The sequence below is a fragment of the Bradyrhizobium septentrionale genome (assembly GCF_011516645.4).
In the GTDB taxonomy this organism is placed as follows: domain Bacteria; phylum Pseudomonadota; class Alphaproteobacteria; order Rhizobiales; family Xanthobacteraceae; genus Bradyrhizobium; species Bradyrhizobium septentrionale.
This window is the reverse complement of the sequence record NZ_CP088285.1, coordinates 1334233-1352586: the sequence shown is the minus strand read 5'-3', so window position 1 is coordinate 1352586 and position 18354 is coordinate 1334233. Positions and strand designations below refer to the sequence as shown.

Annotated in this window: 16 protein-coding genes and 2 pseudogenes; 13 read left to right on the top strand and 5 right to left on the bottom strand. The window is 61.6% G+C overall.

The window, feature by feature from the left end; translation table 11 throughout:
* Positions 1–21 precede the first annotated feature (21 nt).
* From madL to HAP48_RS08290, 3 genes are read left to right on the top strand one after another with little or no spacing between them, the layout of a single operon-like run.
* A complete protein-coding gene (gene madL / locus HAP48_RS08300) occupies positions 22–462 on the top strand; it encodes a malonate transporter subunit MadL (protein ID WP_166214168.1) in 441 nt (146 codons plus the stop codon).
* Positions 459–1223: a malonate transporter subunit MadM gene (madM, locus tag HAP48_RS08295; protein WP_166214169.1), complete on the top strand. Its 765-nt coding sequence runs from the start codon at positions 459–461 to the stop codon at positions 1221–1223. Before madL ends, madM begins: the two co-directional genes overlap by 4 nt.
* Before the next feature lie 2 nt (positions 1224–1225).
* Positions 1226–1942 carry a GntR family transcriptional regulator gene (locus HAP48_RS08290; RefSeq protein WP_166214170.1) on the top strand — a complete coding sequence of 239 codons (717 nt, stop codon included), beginning with the start codon at positions 1226–1228 and terminating at the stop codon, positions 1940–1942.
* Between the two features lie 65 nt (positions 1943–2007).
* Here HAP48_RS08290 and HAP48_RS08285 read toward each other — a convergent pair whose 3' ends face one another.
* Together HAP48_RS08285 and HAP48_RS08280 are read right to left on the bottom strand one after the other, a co-directional pair.
* Positions 2008–2430 (bottom strand): SseB family protein, encoded by a 423-nt coding sequence (locus HAP48_RS08285; protein WP_166214171.1) that lies wholly within the window; start codon positions 2428–2430, stop codon positions 2008–2010.
* 95 nt (positions 2431–2525) lie between these two features.
* Positions 2526–4403 carry a sigma-54-dependent Fis family transcriptional regulator gene (locus tag HAP48_RS08280; protein ID WP_166214172.1) on the bottom strand — a complete coding sequence of 626 codons (1878 nt, stop codon included), beginning with the start codon at positions 4401–4403 and terminating at the stop codon, positions 2526–2528.
* 338 nt (positions 4404–4741) lie between these two features.
* Between HAP48_RS08280 and HAP48_RS08275 the strand changes: the two genes are divergently transcribed.
* The 10 genes from HAP48_RS08275 (at position 4742) to groEL (ending at position 14651) form a co-directional block, all read left to right on the top strand.
* A complete protein-coding gene (locus HAP48_RS08275; protein WP_166214173.1) occupies positions 4742–5785 on the top strand; it encodes an NAD(P)-dependent alcohol dehydrogenase in 1044 nt (347 codons plus the stop codon).
* Positions 5786–5842: 57 nt separating this feature from the next.
* Positions 5843–6214 (top strand): hypothetical protein, encoded by a 372-nt coding sequence (locus HAP48_RS08270; protein ID WP_166214174.1) that lies wholly within the window; start codon positions 5843–5845, stop codon positions 6212–6214.
* A 68-nt stretch (positions 6215–6282) separates the two neighbouring features.
* Positions 6283–6450: a hypothetical protein gene (locus HAP48_RS08265; protein ID WP_166214175.1), complete on the top strand. Its 168-nt coding sequence runs from the start codon at positions 6283–6285 to the stop codon at positions 6448–6450.
* Positions 6451–6633: 183 nt separating this feature from the next.
* Positions 6634–8304, top strand: coding sequence for an aromatic/alkene/methane monooxygenase hydroxylase/oxygenase subunit alpha (locus tag HAP48_RS08260; protein ID WP_166214176.1), 1671 nt, complete (start codon positions 6634–6636; stop codon positions 8302–8304).
* A 95-nt stretch (positions 8305–8399) separates the two neighbouring features.
* The gene (locus tag HAP48_RS08255) at positions 8400–9443 is read left to right on the top strand and encodes a 2Fe-2S iron-sulfur cluster-binding protein (protein WP_420869857.1); all 1044 of its coding nucleotides are present in this window, start codon (positions 8400–8402) and stop codon (positions 9441–9443) included.
* A 49-nt stretch (positions 9444–9492) separates the two neighbouring features.
* On the top strand, positions 9493–10596 hold the full coding sequence (locus tag HAP48_RS08250) for an aromatic/alkene monooxygenase hydroxylase subunit beta (RefSeq protein ID WP_166214177.1): 1104 nt from the start codon (positions 9493–9495) through the stop codon (positions 10594–10596).
* A 44-nt stretch (positions 10597–10640) separates the two neighbouring features.
* Complete coding sequence (locus HAP48_RS08245; protein WP_029085595.1) at positions 10641–10997, top strand: MmoB/DmpM family protein; 357 nt, start codon at positions 10641–10643, stop codon at positions 10995–10997.
* A 111-nt stretch (positions 10998–11108) separates the two neighbouring features.
* Positions 11109–12152 (top strand): amidohydrolase family protein, encoded by a 1044-nt coding sequence (locus tag HAP48_RS08240; protein ID WP_166214178.1) that lies wholly within the window; start codon positions 11109–11111, stop codon positions 12150–12152.
* Entirely contained in the window at positions 12073–12945 is an 873-nt protein-coding gene (locus HAP48_RS08235) for an iron-sulfur cluster assembly protein (RefSeq protein WP_338028984.1), read from the top strand. Before HAP48_RS08240 ends, HAP48_RS08235 begins: the two co-directional genes overlap by 80 nt.
* Positions 12946–13022: 77 nt before the next feature.
* Positions 13023–14651: a molecular chaperone GroEL gene (gene groEL / locus HAP48_RS08230; protein WP_166214180.1), complete on the top strand. Its 1629-nt coding sequence runs from the start codon at positions 13023–13025 to the stop codon at positions 14649–14651.
* A 96-nt stretch (positions 14652–14747) separates the two neighbouring features.
* Here the strand turns inward: groEL and HAP48_RS50720 are convergent.
* The 3 genes and pseudogenes from HAP48_RS50720 to lipA all read right to left on the bottom strand — a co-directional run.
* Positions 14748–15629, bottom strand: a pseudogene (locus tag HAP48_RS50720) (sigma 54-interacting transcriptional regulator); the annotation flags it as partial.
* Between the two features lie 507 nt (positions 15630–16136).
* Positions 16137–16418: pseudogene (locus HAP48_RS50715) on the bottom strand (GAF domain-containing protein); the annotation flags it as partial.
* A gap of 766 nt (positions 16419–17184) precedes the next feature.
* Positions 17185–18153 (bottom strand): lipoyl synthase, encoded by a 969-nt coding sequence (gene lipA, locus HAP48_RS08215; protein ID WP_166214182.1) that lies wholly within the window; start codon positions 18151–18153, stop codon positions 17185–17187.
* Positions 18154–18354: the final 201 nt, after the last annotated feature.

Sequence of the window (18354 nt, the reverse complement as noted above, 5' to 3'; positions counted from 1 at the left end):
ATTCTCTGAGGGGAGGCGCCCGTGACCATTTCCGGCGTTGCACTGCTCGCGATTTGCACCCTGCTCGGAGGCCTGTTGGGAGACCTGCTCGGCGTTGCCCTCGGCGTTAAGGCCAATGTCGGCGGCGTCGGCATTGCGATGATGTTCCTGATCGCGGCCCGGCTCTGGCTGGCGCGGCGCGGCCTGCTCAGCCATGGGCTCAAGACCGGCGTCGAGTTCTGGGGCAGCTTCTACATTCCAATCGTGGTCGCGATGGCGGCGCAGCAGAACGTGGTCGCTGCTGCAAAAGGCGGTCCGATCGTCGTCATTGCGGGGATCGGGGCGGTCGCGGTGTGTTTCGCGATGGTGGCCCTGATCGGTCGGTTCAGCGGTCGTGTCGAGACGATGGACGAGATCGAGGCGCGAGAGGCTGAGGTGCTCGCCGCGCCGGTGCCTCACTTCAAGTCCGGGAGGATCGGATGAACATGATGTCTCACGTTCTCACCGCCAATTCGCTGGTGACCGCGTTCGCCGCCGTCGGAATCCTGATGTGGATATCCGGATCAATCTCGAAATATCTCACCTTCGGGCGCATTCACGGCTCGGCGATCGCGATCATGCTGGGTCTCGTGCTGGCCTTTTTCGGAGGCATCTCCACCGGCGGTGAAAAGGGTGTGGCCGACCTGCCGGCGCTCGCCGGGATCGGCCTGATGGGAGGGGCGATGCTCCGGGACTTTGCCATCGTCGCCACCGCCTTCGAGGTCGATGTCGATCAAGCGCGCAAGGCCGGCGTGATCGGTGCGATTGCACTCGGATTGGGAACCGTCGTTCCGTTCATTCTGGGCGTCATCGTCGCCGCGGCGTTTGGCTACACCGACGCCGAATCATTGACGACGATCGGTGCCGGCGCGGTTACCTATATCGTGGGGCCGGTCACGGGGGCGGCGATCGGCGCATCCTCACCGGTCATTGCGCTCTCGATCGCGACCGGTGTATTCAAGGCAGTGATCGTGATGATCGGTACGCCCTTCGTGGCGAAGATGATCGGCCTCGACAATCCGCGCAGCGCAATGGTGTTCGGCGGCTTGATGGGAACGGTCAGCGGCGTTTCCGGAGGGCTTGCGGCAACCGATCGGCGTCTGGTCCCGTATGGCGCGTTGACTGCGACATTTCATACCGGCTTGGGGTGTCTGGTTGCCCCCTCGGTCCTGTATTTCGCAGTGCGCGCGATCACGGGTAACTGAAAATGGTGAGCTTCTTGAAAGTCGTAGCCGAAGCGGAAGACGATGGTGGTCTGCTTTCCGACCGCATCCGAAACGCGCTCACAGACGAGATAGCATCCGGCGCGCTCGTCGCCGGGTCGGCGTTGGAAGAACAGCAGCTTGCCGATCGCTTTGGGGCTTCCCGGACTCCGGTGCGGGAGGCTCTCCGGCAGCTCGCCGTCAGCGGGTTGGTGGAGGTCCGTGGGCGTCGTGGGGTCGTCGTTGCACGCATGACACCCGAGCGCATCATGGACATGTTCGAGACCAGCGCCGAGGTGGAGGCGATGTGCGTCAGGCTTGCGACCTTTCGCATGACGCCGCTCGAGCGAAGTCACCTGATCGAGCTCCACGACGGATCGCGTGCGATGGTCGAGGCGAACGACGTTGATGCCTATGATGCCTTCAACCGGCAATTCCACGAATGCATCTATCGGGCGACGCACAACTCGTTCCTTGCGGAGCAAGCGCAAGATGTCCGCGCCCGTCTCAGCGCCTTCCGTCGAACCCAATTGCGCCAGGGCGATCGTATTCGGCGGTCTCGCGAGGAGCATGAGGCCATCATGCAGGCGATCGCGGAGGGCGATGGCGATTCAGCATCGCGCAGGATGCGTGCGCACATGCTGAACGCGGCCGCGGCGCTCAGGCGCTACATCGATGACCGCCTCAGGCCCGTTGATCGGCCTGAGCCCGACAACGTCTGACAAGTGCGGCTATGAACCGCTGTTGAAGCAAACCGGATGGGCGCAATGTCGCACGGGCGCCGCGCCTATCGCGCAGACTTCACCGCCATGCCGAAGATCTTGCCACTCATGAGGAGAGCGATTTCGGTGGCGGGCAGCGGCTTCTGACATTCGGACAACGGATTGAGCCAGAAATTAGAGTCGGGCAACATTTCGAACAGATTGCGCGCAGCGGCGCCAAGGCACACCTCAGGCTGCTTTATATAGTCGTAGATGCGCTTCTTTGAGGTGAAGGTGGGGTGCCATCTCATGTTCTGGAAGTCGACCGTTGCGACGTTGATCTCTTCCTGAAATTTGAGCGAGCGACGGCGTCCAGGCTTCATCGGCGCTTCCGGCGTCAGAATGTAAATCTCCGTCTCGAGCAAGGCGCGATAGAATGCGGGAACGATGCTGGCGTCCCTTGCGGCAGCCTGCATCAGGGCTTCGAGACTGTTTTCCGGTTCGAACATGGCGACACTCCCAATTGAACCCGGCGAGGGGCTGGACTTCAGCGCCTCCAGTTACAGCCGGATCGAGTCGTCGCGGCGCCTTCGCCGCGATTGTGCTAGTCCTTGTTGCCGCGCAGGGCGCGATAGATCGTATTGCGCGACACGCCAAGGCGGCGCGCCGTCTTGCTGATGTTGTTGCCGGTTTCGGCGTACGCGGTCAGCACATGCGAGCGCTGAATCTCATGCAGATTGGCCTTGAGCCCACCACCCGCCGCCTTCCCAGCCAGGCGCTCACCGCCTGAATGTGCAAGTACGGACTCGACCGATGTCTCGTCGATCAGATCTCCCGGCTCGGCCAGCGACAATCGGGAAAGCACGTTGCGCAGTTCGCGGATGTTTCCACCCCAATCGAGTTCGGCCAAATGATCGATCGCCCCTTCGGTCAAATCCATCAAGGGATCGATCTTGTGGATCAAATGGCGCGCGATCTCGGCGAAATCGGAACGCTCGCGCAAAGGCGGCAACGTCACCTCCAGCGTGTTGAGGCGAAACAGCAAATCCGATCGGAATCGGCCCTTCGCAATCGAGTCGTCGAGATTGGCATTGGTGGCAGACACCAGGAGGACGTCGACCTGACGTTTGGTGCCGCCGACCGGCCGGACAGTCCAATCGTCCAGAAAACGCAGCAGTACGGCCTGCAGCGTCACTGGCATGTCGCCGATCTCGTCGAGGAAAAGCGTTCCGCCGTCCGCTTCCTTGAACAGTCCCGCAGCGCCGCCCTTTTTCGCTCCCGTGAAAGCCCCCTCAGCATAGCCGAACAACTCCGCCTCGATCAGGCTGTCGGGGAGCGCTGCGCAATTCACCGGGACGAAAGCGCCGGCCCGTCCACTGGCGGCATGAGCATGGCGCGCGAGTTGCTCCTTGCCGGTGCCGGTTTCGCCACGGATCAGGATCGGCATCTTGCGGACCGCAGCGACTCCCACCCGTTGGACAACGGATGCGATCGCCGGATCGGCGGAGACGAACTGGGTGGCGACGTCCTTGGGCGTCGGCGGGCGTGGCCGCGAGATCGCTTGCATCATCGAGAACTGGCGTGCGTTCTCGATTGTTGCGACGAACTGGCTACCGACCTCGTCCTCGAGGCGCTGGCGTTCCTTGCGCCGGCCTTCATCGACAAAGGCGCTGAATTTCGTACGAAAGACGTCGGCGAAGCGACGACCCGGCGAGGCTGGCAGGCCATGCAGCAGGACGCTTGCGGCCCTGTTGGCTGCAAGGATCCTGCCCTCGTTATCGACGGCCAGCAGGCCCGCGCTCAACGTATGCAGATACTCGCCGCGGTTATGGAAAGCGATCAGGATGTTTCCGCGGTGATGCTCGCGGAACAGACCATTCTCGATCTGGGTTGCGGCCATCGCGACGAGTGCCTGGGTATGCGCCTGCCGCGACATGCAATCCGATGACGCGTCCAGTATTCCGGCCAGTTCGCCATCGGGCGCGAAGATCGGCGCCGCGATGCAAGTAAGATTGTTGTAGCGCGAGAAGAAGTGCTCGCCCCCGTGAACGACGATGGCCCGCTTGAGATACGCGGCGGTGCCGAGGCCGTTGGTGCCGCAAATGGCTTCGGTCCAGATGGTGCCGGGCCGAATGCTCGCGGCGTTCGAGGCATCACTGAAGCTCGAGTCCGAGATGATGTCGAGCAGCAGGCCGTCGGCATTCGCAAAGGCGATCATGAAATTGGAGCCGGCAATCTGCTGATGCAGCGTGTGCATCTCCGCGAGCGCGAGGCCGCGAATCAGTGAACAGCGCTGCTGCTCCTGGCGCAGAACTGCGGTGCTCACGAACTCGGGCGATGGAGGGCGCAATGTATCGAGACCAAGCGAAATGCAGCGCATCCAGCTGTCGTAGATATCGGCTGACAGAAGCTCTGCCGGCGGCGCGCCGCGGTGATCGAGCGTCATCCAAGCATTGTCCATGCGTCGGCTGGCGGTCAGCATCCTAGCTCCTCCCGGAGTCGCTGCTTGGCGAATTCCTCTTGGTCGTAGCCCGGTTCGGGTCGTTCTCGCGCGTGGCGCGGTTGTCGTGATCATAGATCAAACAACTGAAAATCCAAATTTCTGCTCACGCGCTGTTGCAGCCGCCAAACTGTTCCGTCTCGGAACAGTCGCGCGCAAAGTCTGCTCCGAGGCGGATCGGCGCGAGCACTCCCGCGACGGCAAGAACAATAGAAAGATCAGGCCGTTGTGCGCTTGGCACAGCCCTTGCTGAACTATCTAGCGGGATGGCGATCGCGTCAGATCGACAGAGTAAAAAATTTTGCCGGGGAGGCTGTTCAATGAAAGCGGCGGTGCTTCATGAGTTCGACGAGAAGCTGACGGCGAAGGAGTTCGTCAAATTCCAGGACGTGACTGACCCGAAGATCTCGCGCCCGATGGACGTGATCGTGCGCATCGGCGGTGCCGGTGTCTGCCGCACCGATCTGCACATCGTTGAAGGCATCTGGCGCAGCAAGGTCGACGTCAAGCTTCCATACATCATGGGCCACGAGAACGCCGGCTGGGTCGAAGCGATCGGCCCGGGTGTCGAAGGGGTCAAGGTTGGCGACAGCGTGATTTGCCATCCGCTGGTGACCAGCGGGCATTGTCTCGCATGCCGGCGTGGCGACGATATGCATGCGCTGGACAGCTCATTTCCCGGCATCAATGCCAATGGCGGCTATGCGCAGTATCTGCTGACGGGGCAGCGCTCTCTGATCAAGCTGCCGAAGTCGCTCGCACCGAAGGATGTTGCTCCCTACACCGATGCCGGGCTGACGGCTTATCGCGCCGCGAAGAAGGCATCCCGCCATCTGCTGCCCGGCGAATATGTCGCGGTGATCGGCGCCGGTGGGCTGGGCCATATCGGCATCCAGGTTCTCGCAGCGCTCTGCGCGGCAGAAATCATCGTGGTCGATCGCGCCGAACAGTCCCTCGAACTCGCCAAGAAGTGCGGTGCGCATCATGTCGTGAAGGCAGACGGCAATGAAGTCGAGGCCGTGCTGGCGCTGACCGGCGGGCGCGGCGCGGAGGCCGTGATCGATTTTGTCGGCGAAGGTGACGCTATCGCCAAGGGCCTGTCGATGACGGCGAACGCCGGCTACTACTACATTGTCGGGTATGGCGGGAAGATCGATATCCCGACCATCGACATGATCACGTCGGAAAAGACCATCGTCGGCAACCTGGTCGGAACATATGCCGAGCTGGTCGAGTTGATGGCGCTCGCGGACCGCGGCCTCGTCGAACTCCACACCAGGGAATACAGGCTGAGCGAGGCCAATGACGCGCTCCATGATCTGCATCATGGACGCATTCATGGCCGTGCGGTCCTGATCCCGTAGGGCATGTACCGCGACATGCGAAGCTTCGGACCAGATCATCGAACGAGAGTTGCGCGAGTGACAAAGGACAGCCGACGCCAGCCGCCGATCACCGTCGAGGAAGCTGCTGAACTGCAGCGCGCCCGCGATCGGATGATCGCTCGGGACAGGCTGGTCGACGAGATGGTCGATAACAACGAGATGCAAATCAAGAATGAGCATGCGCGCGGCGGAGCCGAAATCGAACTCGCCTGCGCCGTGCGTGGCGCGGCGCGCGCCGAGCCCGGAAGCGACGCGCTTGCCGAACTGGAGCGGGTGATCGCGCGCCTGGAGATGCTCCGGGAGGAGCACCGACGCCTGGTGGCCGAACGTGAATGGCTCAACACGTCGCTGCGTGAGATCGACAACAGTCCTTCGTCCGGCGACCACCAACGTTCGGGGCACGCATGATGAGCAGGAACAACGCAACCATGATTGCATCAAAGGAACAGCCACACATGCCGTCTCCGCAACCGGACATGAGCGAGGAAGCCAGGTCGAAAGACGCTTTCTTCATTCAGCTGGCCGAGATCACGGAGGCCATGATCGCCGCGCACGGCAAGGATTTCGCCACCGGCGCACTGGTTCTCTCGGCGAAATTCGTCGCCGAAGGAAAGCCTCTCATCAAGCGAGCCAGCGGAGGGTGACGAGACCGCCAGCGCCGGGAAGCTGGGTTGGTGGGAACGACGAAATCAGCAGATCGATCAATCCATTTAACGGACTCAAAGTGAGTTTTGCGGCCGAGAATTTCAACAGTGCGAACCAGGGGTTTTGACCTGGGATCAAAAGCGAGAATGCCGGAAGCAACGCAACGTTCAAAGGAGCTGGAAATGACTGCAAGTCTGACACTGAACAAGATAACCGCGCAGAAAGGCATCAGCATCGCTGAGGCGGCCAACCGTGTCGCGGACCTTGGCTGGACGCCGAGCTACGTGCAGGAGGCGATGACCTTCCCGACCGACTACAAGATATCGAAGACGCCGCGCGACCCGATGAAGCAGGTCCTGCGATCGTATTTCCCGATGCAAGAAGAAAAGGACAACCGCGTCTATGGTGCGCTGGACGCGGCGTTGCGCGGCGACATGTTCCGCAATGTCGAGCCGCGATGGGTCGAGTGGATGAAGCTGTTCCTGGCGATCATCCCGTTCCCGGAGATCTCGGCGGCGCGTTCGATGGCGATGGTCGGGCGGCTGGCCCCCGGCGAGGAATTGCGCACCGGCTTCACCATGCAGATGGTCGATGAGTTCCGTCACTCGACGATCCAGATGAACCTCAAGAAGTGGTACATGGAGAACTACATCGACCCGGCAGGGTTCGATATCACGGAAGCCGCGTTCGGCAAGTGCTATGCGACCACGATCGGCCGCCAGTTCGCCGAGGGCTTCCTGACCGGTGACGCAATCACCGCGGCCAACGTCTATCTGACCGTCGTTGCGGAAACCGCCTTCACCAATACGCTGTTCGTGGCGATGCCGTCAGAAGCCGCCCGCAACGGCGACTACGCGCTGCCGACGGTATTCCTGTCGGTTCAGTCGGACGAATCCCGCCACATCGGTAACGGTCACTCGATGCTGATGGCGATGATCAACGATCCGTCGAACCACCAGTTGCTGGAGCGCGACCTGAAATACGCCTTCTGGCAGAATCACGCGATTGTCGATGCCGCGATCGGGACGTTCATCGAGTACGGCACGACCAACCGCGACAAGAACAAGGAGTCCTACGCCGAGCTATGGCACCGCTGGATCTACGAAGACTATTACCGGACCTACATGTTGCCGCTCGAGAAGTACGGCATCAAGATCCATCACGATGACGTCGCCGCCGCCTGGGATCGGATCGTCAAGAAGAACTATGTCCACAAGACCGCGCAGTTCTTCACGGTCGGCTGGTCGGTGAACTTCTGGCGCATCGAGGCCCAGACCGAGCGGGACTTCGAGTGGTTCGAGCACAAATATCCGGGCTGGTACGCCGAATTCGGCGACTTCTGGAAGTGGCACGCAAAGCTCAGCGTACCCGGCGAAACCAACATCCTCTTCAACAGCGAAGTGGGCTACTCCTACCCGCATCGGTGCTGGAGCTGCATGGTTCCGTGCCTGATCCGTGAAGACTTCGTCTGTGACGAGGTCGACGGCAAGATCTACACCTATTGCTCGGAAGGCTGCCGTTGGACCCACAAGGTGGCGTTCGCCGCCGAATACGAGGGGCGGGCGACGCCGGCCATGGGCCGCTTCAGCGGTCGCCGCGAATGGGAAGATTGCTATCACGGCTGGGATGTCGCCGATGCGATCAAGGATCTCGGTTTTGTCCGGCCTGACGGCAAGACCATGATCGCGCAACCGCATCTGCGCTTCGACGCCAAGGACATGTGGACGCTCGATCACGTGCGCGGACACACGCTTGGCAGTCCGCTGCGTGGCTTCAGGGCACTTTCGCCCGCCGAACGCGAGGTCGCGACGGCTGAATATCGCAAGGGCTTCAAGATCAATCCCTGCAACTAAATGACGACGGGAGGGGCCGCTCCTTGCGGCCCCTCTTGCCGGGGTCGGCAAGCGTTTTGTCGATCGTTCTGTTCAACTGCCATGACAAGGCCCAGATGATGACGGACGTGCGGGTTCACAAGGTTCGTTTCGAGCCAGTGGGTATCGAGATGGAAGTGGAGGAGGGCGAGACCGTCCTTGACGCTGCGTTTCGTCAGGGCATCTCGCTGATGCACGGCTGCAAGGAAGGCCAGTGCGGCAGCTGCAAATCGAAACTCGTCGACGGCGACATCGAACTGCTGAAGTACTCGACCTTCGCCTTACCGGACTACGAGAGCGAGACCGGACATGTGCTGTTGTGCCGTACGCACGTCTACAGCGATATCAGTGTCGAACTGCTCAACTATGACGAAGACCTGCTGAGCCGTTCGATCGCGGTGAAGGCATTTGCCGGGCGCGTAGCTGCGATCCACGCGCTGACGTCGGACATCAGATTGCTGGAGATCGAGATCGAGCGGCCGATGAAGTTCTGGGCCGGTCAGTATGTAGATCTGACGCTTCAGGACGGCACCATCACCCGCGCCTTTTCGATGGCGAACCCGCCCAGCGAGAGCACCCGTCTCCGCTTCATCATCAAGAAATATCCGAACGGGGCGTTTTCGTCCCAGCTCGACGGGAAATTGGGCGTCGATGACGCCGTGACCGCCAAGGGGCCGTACGGTACCTGCTTCCGGCGTGAAGAGCGCCCGGGTCCGATGCTGCTGATCGGCGGCGGCTCGGGGATGTCGCCGCTGTGGTCGATCCTGGCCGATCACATCGGGAGCGGGGAGCAGAGGCCGGTGCGGTTTTTCTACGGAGCCCGCACGCGCGCCGACCTGTTCTACCTCGAGGAGCTCGCAGCTATCGCGGTGCGGCTCGACGACTTCAAATTCGTGCCGGCGCTGTCGCACGCGGAGGCGGATGACGGCTGGGACGGCGAGACCGGGTTGATCCACGAGGTCGTGCAGCGCCATCTGCGCGAGGAGCGATTCAGCGGCGCCATCGACGCGTACGCGTGCGGGCCGACTCCGATGATCGACGCCGTGTTGCCCGTCCTGCAAATGAGCGGGGTCGAGCCTGACCACATCTACTTCGACAAGTTTACGCCGGCGGTGCGATGACGGCGTTCAAAAGTTCGTCGCAGAACAGAATGGCAAAAGGGAGTGAGCAATGAGCGCGCAAGCAAGCAGAGCAGCAGCGACCAAACCGGCAGCAATCGTCAAATCCGGGGCGGCGGGGGCCGCAGTGTTCCCGGGCTCCGACAGCCGCAAGTACAACTACTTTGAACCCAAGGGCCGCAAGGCGACCCACTACGAGGACATGACGGTCGACGTCCAACCGGATCCGGAGCGCTATCTGCTGCAGGACTGGATCATCTCCTTCCCGGACGGAACGCCGACCTATTCCAAGGATTGGACCGCTGCGAAAAGTTCGAACTGGCACAAGTTCCGCGCCGTCGACCAGGAATGGGAGCGCACGCACTATCAGCGCCAGTCGACGATCTGCGGCATGGTGCAGAACACCATCGAGAATGGCCGGAAATCGGGAGCGCCGACCCGCTTCGATCCCGCCTGGGTGAAGATTTTGCAGAACCATCTCGGCGCCTACAAGCATGCCGAGTTCGGTCTCGGCACCTCCACGATGCAGGCGCAACGCTACGGCTACACGCAGATGGTCAACAATGCGATCCTGACCAACTCGTCCTACAAGCTTCGCTTCGCGCAGGACATCACTCTCTATCTGAGCGAAATCGGCCTCGACCTTCCAGGCTTCGACATCGCCGCCGGCAAGAAGCACTGGCTGGAAGATCCGATCTGGCAAGGCGTGCGCAAGTCGGTTGAGTCGGTGATGGGTTCGAACGACTATCTGGAGCAATATTTCGCGACCAATGTGGTGTTCGAGCCGCTTATCGGAGAACTCTTCCGTTCAGGCTTCCTGATGCAGGCGGCATCTGCGCAGAACGACTTCATCACTCCGGCTGTCGTCTCCGCCGCGGAAGCCGACTATGAGCGCAATCTCGCCAACACCGTCGAGCTGTTCCACATCCTCGGCACCGATCCGACCTACGCGGCGCAGAACCTTGCGTTGTTCAACAAATGGCTGGCCAAGCATGCCGATCTCGCGCTCGATGCGGCCAATCATCTGCAGCCGATCTGGTCGCAGCCGCGTGTCAAGGTCGCGGCTTTCGCCGACGCGCTGGCGCAAGCAAAGAATCGCATCAGGGGCATCGCTGGCGAGCTCGGCCTGACGGTTCCGGCAAATCTCGCGTCGTAACCAACACTGCTTCACATCTTCACTCAATTCTTCAGGAGATCGACATGCTGCACGAGAATGACAACATCTTCAAATCGATGAAGGACATCACGTTCGAGGACACGGTGTCGCATCAATGCGGGGTCACGATGAACGATAGTGTCGAGGCGCGCGCCATTGCCGAGGTCATGAGCCGTCACGACCACATCAAGGTGACGTACATGCCGGCGATGATCCGCATCGATGGCGACGGCAAGATGGAATTCAAGATGGACGAGATTTCGGAAGAGCTCGGCCGGGTCATGACCCCGCATCTCTTCGAGATCTCGACCTCGACGCATTACGGCCGCATGGTGATGACGGATGACAACACCGTCATGCTGTTCGGCGACATGAACGAGATGATGAAATACATCGTCTGACGGCCGGCTGCGGACAAACCCTGGCCGGCGCGACGCCGGCCGGGCTCATTCGACGACATCAATCGCGCGCCTCATAACAATACGCCATCCAGCGGGATCGGGAGAAACGCCATGTACAGGACAGCCAAGGGTGAAGAGATATTTGTCATCGATGGGCATACGCATTTCTGGGATGGAAGTCCGGCAAACCAGAAGAACATCCACGGCAAGCAGTTCATCGACTGCTTCTACGCCTACCACTCGAACCTGAGCCCGCCCTCGGAGAAATGGGAGAAGGAGAAGTTCGAGAAATACGACGCCACGACGATGTTCGACGACCTGTTCGTCACCGGCTATGACGACATGGCGATCCTGCAACCGACCTATCTCACCGATTTCTACAAAAGTGGTTTCAACACCACCGAACGAAATGCGGCGATGAAGAAGAGCCATCCGGATCGCTTCATCCTGAATGGCGCGTTCGATCCGCGTGACGGCACCAAGGGCCTGGAGGATCTTCATGCGCTGTCCGAGAAGCACAAACTCAAGGGCGTCAAGCTCTACACCGCGGAATGGCGCGGCGAATCGAAGGGCTACAAGCTGACCGACAAGGCGTCCTACCAGTATCTCGAGGCCGCGCAAAAGCTTGGCATCAAGAACATCCACGTCCACAAAGGGCCGACGATCATCCCGCTCAACCGCGATGCGTTCGATGTGGCCGATATTGATGATGTCGCGACCTCGTTCCAGGATCTGAATTTCATCGTCGAGCATTGCGGCTTGCCGCGGCTTGACGATTTCTGCTGGATCGCGACGCAGGAGACCAACGTTTATGCGGGTCTCGCGGTGGCGCTGCCCTTCATCCATTCGCGGCCGGGTTATTTCGCCCATGTGATTTCCGAACTGTTGTTCTGGGTTGGACCGGACAAGATCCTTTACGGCAGCGATTACGGCATCTGGACGCCGAAATGGCTGATCGACAAGTTCATGGCATTCGAGATCCCGGCCGACGTCACCAAGGAGACCGGTTCGGTATTGTCGATGGAGGCCAAGACCAAAATTCTCGGCCTTAACGCCGCCCGCATCTACGGCATCGATGTCGAGGCGCAGAAGAAGAAGATCCGGGCCGGCGGCGGCTATGCCCACTTGCCCGAAGCCGTTCACGCGCCGAGGTGAGGTCATGAAGCGTGGCGTTGAGGGGAGGGAGCGGCCGAGAAGCCGCTCGTCGGATGACAAGCAGTCCCAGATATGGGCCTGCTTGCAGGGCGTGATGGATCCGGAACTCGACGAGTCCGTCACCGAGTTGAATTTCGTGACCAAGGCCGATGTCGATTCGAAGGACCACGTCCACATCGAGTTTCGCTTGCCGACCTATTGGTGCGCGGCAAATTTCTCATTCCTGATGGCAGACGACATGCGCCGGGCCGTCGGCGCGTTGGACTGGGTCAAGGGCGTCAGCGTGGTCTTGGGTGAGCACATGTATGCCGACAAGATCAATGCGGGCCTCGCCCAGGGACGCTCGTTCCAGGAAACGTTTGGCGCCGAGGCCGATGGCAGCCTCGATGATCTGCGTCAGACATTCCTCGTCAAGGCGTTCCAGCGCCGGCAGGTTGCACTGCTCAGCCACCTCGTTGCGCTGGGGCAGTCGCCGACGGAGATCGTGGACCTGACGTTGAGGGAGCTGGGTTGCCTGCCGCTCGACGATGCAGGTGAGAGGCTGATTCAGCGCTATCTTGAGCGGCGTGCCGTCGTAGGCCCGGCAAGCGGCGATGGGCCTGCCTTTGTCGATGCGAACGGAGCACGGCTAAGCGCCGACAGCCTTGCCGGATACGTATCGAATCTACGGCGCGTCGGTATCAATGCCGAATTCAACGGCGCGCTGTGCCGTGGCCTGCTTGCCGTGCGGTTCGACCTCGAGACACCGTTCGTACCGAAATCGAGGACGATGCCGGCATCGCCCGGTACGTAGCAGGGCCGTAATGCCGGTGCGCAGCATCGAGAACCAGTCCAGACCAGACGACCTCAAGGCAAAGTCGGGGATTTAGAATGCCGAAGATCATGTTGCACGATGAAGCTGCGCGGGCCGCGCTGGGCCGGGGCGTCGCCAAGCTCGCCAAGGCGGTACGCGGGACGCTGGGTCCGAAGGGCATGAACGCGATCATGGACCGACCGATCGGCACGCCGATCGTGTCGCGCGATGGCGTCAGCATTGCCAGCGAAATCGAACTTGAATGCCCGTTTGAGAATATGGGCGCTCAGGTGTTGCGCGAGGTTTCAGCGCGAACCAATGAGGTGGCGGGGGACGGCACCACCACGGCCACCGTGCTCGCCGATGTTCTTGTGCAGGAAGGCCTGAAATGTCTGGCGGCCGGCGCCAATCCGGTCGAGCTGGTTGAAGGGCTGGAACTGGCGGTTACCGAGACCATCACGGCGTTGCGACGGTCGGCGAGACCGCTGCAGGGGCCTGCCGGCCTGCGGGCTGTCGCGAGCATTGCCGCCAACGACACAGCGCTTGGCGACATGGTGGGCGAAGCCTTCGAGCGCGCCGGCAATCACGGAATCGTCGCGGTGGAGTTCGGCAACACGGTCGAGACGACGCTGGAAATCGTTGAAGGCATGGCCTTCGATCGCGGCTATCTTTCACACCACATGGTCACCGACGTCGAGAAAATGCAGGTGGTTCTCGACAATCCGTTCATCGTCATGACCGATCTCAAGATCCAGGCCGGGGAGCAACTCGCCGGTGTGATCTCGCTCATCGAGAAGAGCGGGCGACCTTTGCTGATCATCGCCGAGGAAGTGGCGCCGTCGGTCATCATGCAATTGCTGGCGCGTCGGGAGAAATCCAATTTCAAGGTCGCCGCGATTCATCCGCCGGAGTTCGGCCATTGGCGCAAGGCGATGCTCGAGGATATTGCGATCACGACCGGAGGGCGCGTCATCTCGGCCGATCTGGGCGGAAGGCTCGAGAAGGCGGAGCTGCACGATCTTGGGTCCGCGCGCCAGGTGCGCATTTCCGCCTCGAAGACCCTGATCACGGCGGGAGGTGGCGATCAGAAGACCATCGCGGCGCGACGCGAACAGGTGTTGCGCCAATACGATGCCGCTCCCGAAAATATCGAGCGGGACAAGTTCCAGGAGCGCATCGCAAAACTGTCCGGCGGCACTGCGATGATTCTCGCCGGCGGCGCGACGCCGGTCGAGCAAAAACGCCGGACCCAGTTGATCGAGGATGCCATCAACGCGACCCGCGCCGCGCTCGAGGAAGGCATTGTGCCGGGTGGCGGAGTGGCCTTGCTCAGGATCGCTGCAAGGCTCGACGAATTGATCGATCGTCTGGACGGAGGCGCCAGGCAGGGCGCCGAGTTGCTGCAACGCGCGCTCAGTCGGCCGCTGTTCTACATTGCCGCCAATGCCGGCCTGAACGGAGAGGCGGAGGTTGCGAAAATTGCCAAGGCCACGAATGGCCACGGGCTCGACGTGCGCAATGGCTCGGCGGTCGATCTTGTCGAAGCTGGCATCATCGACCCGGTCAAGGTTTGCTACAGCGCCGTTCGCAATGCGGCATCGGTGGCCGGACTGATCCTGACGACGCAGACCTTGATCGCCAAGAAGCCGGATGATTACGATCCGACCGCTGGCCCGGCCCGAGGTGGCGGTGCTGAGCTGCTTTGAACGGAACGGATCATCGGTTCGAAGCGACCGGCGCTCCGTCCATAGCCGGGCATGCTGCGATACTCGCGGCATCCGGCGGTTCGAGGCACTATGGCATCACTCGGGCTTCTTCTGCCCGAGAGCGCGATAGATGGTGTTTCTTGAGACGCCGAGACGGCGCGCGGTTTCGCTGACGTTTCCGGCGGTCTCGGCATAGACCACCAGGATTCGCGCGCGATGGATGTCGTGGAGTGATCCGGACTCAGTTCCGGCGGGGTGAACGATGTTTTCCGCGCTTGCTTCGTTGATTGATCCGTCCACAGCGGCAAGGCTGAATCGCGCCAGAACGTTGCGGAGCTCGCGGACGTTGCCAGGCCAGGGACGTGCGGCGAGATGCGCAATGTCGGTCGGCGTGATCTCGCAAGTCGGGTCGATCGTATTGAGCAGATGGCGAACGATGGCATCAAAGTCGTTACGATCCCGGAGTCGCGGCAGAGTGACCTCGAGCGTATTGAGACGATAGAGCAGGTCGGATCGGAACCGGCCTTCGGCGATGGCCTTGTCCAACCTGGCGTTGGTGGCGGAGATCAGAAAGACATCGACCTTCGATCTGACGCCGCCGACGGGGCGCACGGTCCAGTCGTCGAGCAGGCGCAGAAGCACCGCCTGCAGCGCGACGGGCATGTCGCCGATTTCGTCAAGGAACAGCGTGCCGCCGTCGGCCTCCCTGACCAGTCCAATCGCGCCGCCGCGCCGCGCCCCGGTGAATGCTCCCTCGGCATAGCCAAACAGCTCGCTCTCGATCAGGCTTTCCGGCAGGGCGGCGCAATTCACGGGGATGAACGCGCCGGTTCGCCCACTCGCCATATGGGCGTGGCGGGCAAGCTGTTCCTTGCCGGTTCCGGTCTCGCCGCGGATCAGGATGGGCATCTTGCGTACTGCCGCGGTCTCGACTTGACGGACGATGGCCCGGACCGCGGGGTCGCGCGCAACGAAGCCGGCAGCCGGGCTCTGAAGAGACAGTGGTTCCGGCTTTGAATCCTTTCGGGCGGATGATGAGCTCGCGGTCTCGCGGCCTTCAGATTCGGATCTCGATTTCTGGACGTCGCGATGCGTGATCAACTGGCGTCGTCGCGCATGCAGCACCACGATGGCGCCGATGCCGGAGCGCTCGTTCTCGACGAAGTTGAAGCTCGCGTTGGGAAGCAACTCCTTCAACCTGCTCGGCCACTTATCGAACGGAACCGTCTTCAAAAAGCGGGTTGGCGCGTCGTTGTGAATGCCGTGGCGATCATGCTGGAGCGCGTTCAGGGCACGCTCGGTGGCGTGCAGGATCATGCCGCGGCGATCGAGCACGATGCATTCATCGTTCGCCCATTGCGATCTCTTGGCGAGAAAGCGGCAAAGCAACTCCTCATGTTCCTGTCGGACCGATTGGGCGAGGACGCTTTCCACGTGATGGCCGACCGCGACGGCCAAAGCCAGGCTCTGCGGATTGAAGGTGCTTGCAGGACCCGAGATATCGACCACGCCAAGCAGTTCGCCGTCGGTCGGGTCATGAACCGGGACGGCAGCGCAGGTCCACCGCTGCACCTTCGAGCAGAAATGCTCTGTACCGTGAATTTGGACGGGTTTCGATTCCGCTATCGCGGCGCCAATCGCGTTGGTGCCGATGTCGGCCTCGCTCCAGCGACCTCCGTGTTCGAGATGGACTGCGCGGCCGGCGTCAATGACCCTGTCGTCACCCTGCGTATCGATGATCAGCCCACTCGGATCAGTGAGGATCATGATTGAGTTTGCATCGCGCAAGAATGTTCTTGAATTCTCGAGCGCGCAGCGGGCGGCATGACGGAGCGACGCGTACTTGGAGCGATGGCGAAACAGCTCGGCGTCTGCCACGAGTGGCGCTCGCGCACGGTCGACGGTGACGTGATGGTTCCTGGATCGCTGCCACGACGCTGCTACCGATGATCTCAGGTCGGATGACAACGCTCCGCGCTCGACGAACTTCTCCCACGCCGCCAGCACTTCTCGTTGGTCCATCCCGGCTCCTCCGACGTGAAAGATGCCGGACCCGCTCATGACGGGCCCTGCGATCATTCACCTGAATGCGGGGGGTGCCTGCCGCAACTGCCGGTTCGCTCACGCAAAGTTCGACGGTAAGACCCTTCCAGGCCGCCGTGACGGCGCCTGAATCGAATTCCCTACCCGTCGCACCCGCAGTGAAGACGATCGCGCCTTCCGATCAAACAACCCTTCAGCGTCCCACGTCCCCAACGTCCCAGGCTTTTCTCCCAAGCCCGTTGACCAGATCAGCCTATACGTTTTGAATGGTTCTAGCAAAGGTGGCGATCGAGGTTCCGCCGGGCCGCGGCTCGACGTGTTCGAAAGTCCGGGCCAGAGCCCGCTGTAGTGCGGCGCAGCATCGGGCAAAGGGCGGTAGCGCTCCCCCGCTGCCAAAAATGTGCGCAAAGGCGCGCTGCGACCTCGCCGCCGGCCAGTTGGCGGGACTCCTTCCATCAAATACGGCGTGCTGGCCCATCGCAGCCAGCGGCTAGCGATGTCTGCGCTCACGCAATTTGCGGAAGTCGTCGCCTGCGTGGTGCGATGAGCGCGTCAGCGGCGTGGCCGAGACCATCAGGAAGCCCTTGGCATACGCGGTCTTCTCATAGGCTTCGAATTCGTCAGGCGGCACGAAGCTGACGACCGGGTGGTGCTTGCGCGTCGGTTGGAGATACTGGCCGATGGTCAGGAAATCGACCTCGGCGGAGCGCAGATCGTCCATCAATTGCAGCACCTCGCTCCGGTCTTCGCCGAGGCCGAGCATGATCCCCGATTTGGTGAAGATCCGTGCGTCGAGTTCCTTCACGCGCTGCAGCAGCCGGACCGAATGGAAATAGCGCGCGCCCGGGCGCACCGTCAGATACTTCGACGGCACCGTCTCCAGATTGTGGTTGAACACGTCAGGGCTTGCCGCAACAACGCTTTCGAGCGCGCCACTCTTGCGCAGAAAATCCGGGGTGAGGATTTCGATCGACGTGCCGGGACTGGTCGCGCGAATAGCGGCAATGGTCGCAGCGAAATGGGCGGCGCCCCCGTCGGCCAGATCGTCGCGATCGACCGAGGTGACGACCACGTGCTCCAGTCCCAACTTGGCTACTGCTTCGGCGACCTTGCTGGGCTCATCGGCGTCGAGCGGACCGGGCAGGCCGGTGCGCACATTGCAGAAGGCGCAGGCACGCGTGCAGGTGTCGCCCATGATCATGAAGGTCGCGTGCTTCTTCGTCCAGCATTCGCCGATGTTGGGACAGCCAGCTTCCTCGCAGACGGTCACGAGCTTGTTCTCGCGCACGATGCGCCGCGTCTCGGCCCATTCGGCCGAGCCGGGCGCCTTCACGCGGATCCATGCCGGCTTGCTCTGCAGCGGTGTGTCGGGGCGGTTGGCCTTTTCGGGATGGCGCGGCCTGTCGGCCCGCAGCTTGGTCCGCGGATCGTTGTTGAGGAGATCGAGTATCACTGTCATGCGCCCCAACCTCGTGATGTGCGAGAGCCGACCATGCCAGCGACCCCGCTCAAACCGTGCGACACGTTCCGAATTGCGCATGCCATCGCGTGATGAGAACGCTGATGCGCGCTTGATCGCGGACATTCAGGCATCGAGGCGAAGCTCGTCAACTTGAATTTGTCGTTCCGCGCTGCTGTCGGTTGGTGACCGCGTGCGGCC

Excerpts from the sequence above, each read along its gene's own strand:
- madM (WP_166214169.1), top strand. The coding sequence starts at position 459 with ATGAACATGATGTCTCACGTTCTCACCGCCAATTCGCTGGTGACCGCG.
- HAP48_RS08290 (WP_166214170.1), top strand. The coding sequence starts at position 1,226 with ATGGTGAGCTTCTTGAAAGTCGTAGCCGAAGCGGAAGACGATGGTGGT.
- HAP48_RS08285 (WP_166214171.1), bottom strand. The coding sequence starts at position 2,430 with ATGTTCGAACCGGAAAACAGTCTCGAAGCCCTGATGCAGGCTGCCGCA.
- HAP48_RS08280 (WP_166214172.1), bottom strand. The coding sequence starts at position 4,403 with ATGCTGACCGCCAGCCGACGCATGGACAATGCTTGGATGACGCTCGAT.
- HAP48_RS08275 (WP_166214173.1), top strand. The coding sequence starts at position 4,742 with ATGAAAGCGGCGGTGCTTCATGAGTTCGACGAGAAGCTGACGGCGAAG.
- HAP48_RS08265 (WP_166214175.1), top strand. The coding sequence starts at position 6,283 with ATGAGCGAGGAAGCCAGGTCGAAAGACGCTTTCTTCATTCAGCTGGCC.
- HAP48_RS08260 (WP_166214176.1), top strand. The coding sequence starts at position 6,634 with ATGACTGCAAGTCTGACACTGAACAAGATAACCGCGCAGAAAGGCATC.
- HAP48_RS08255 (WP_420869857.1), top strand. The coding sequence starts at position 8,400 with ATGATGACGGACGTGCGGGTTCACAAGGTTCGTTTCGAGCCAGTGGGT.
- HAP48_RS08250 (WP_166214177.1), top strand. The coding sequence starts at position 9,493 with ATGAGCGCGCAAGCAAGCAGAGCAGCAGCGACCAAACCGGCAGCAATC.
- HAP48_RS08245 (WP_029085595.1), top strand. The coding sequence starts at position 10,641 with ATGCTGCACGAGAATGACAACATCTTCAAATCGATGAAGGACATCACG.
- HAP48_RS08240 (WP_166214178.1), top strand. The coding sequence starts at position 11,109 with ATGTACAGGACAGCCAAGGGTGAAGAGATATTTGTCATCGATGGGCAT.
- HAP48_RS08235 (WP_338028984.1), top strand. The coding sequence starts at position 12,073 with ATGTCGAGGCGCAGAAGAAGAAGATCCGGGCCGGCGGCGGCTATGCCC.
- groEL (WP_166214180.1), top strand. The coding sequence starts at position 13,023 with ATGCCGAAGATCATGTTGCACGATGAAGCTGCGCGGGCCGCGCTGGGC.
- lipA (WP_166214182.1), bottom strand. The coding sequence starts at position 18,153 with ATGACAGTGATACTCGATCTCCTCAACAACGATCCGCGGACCAAGCTG.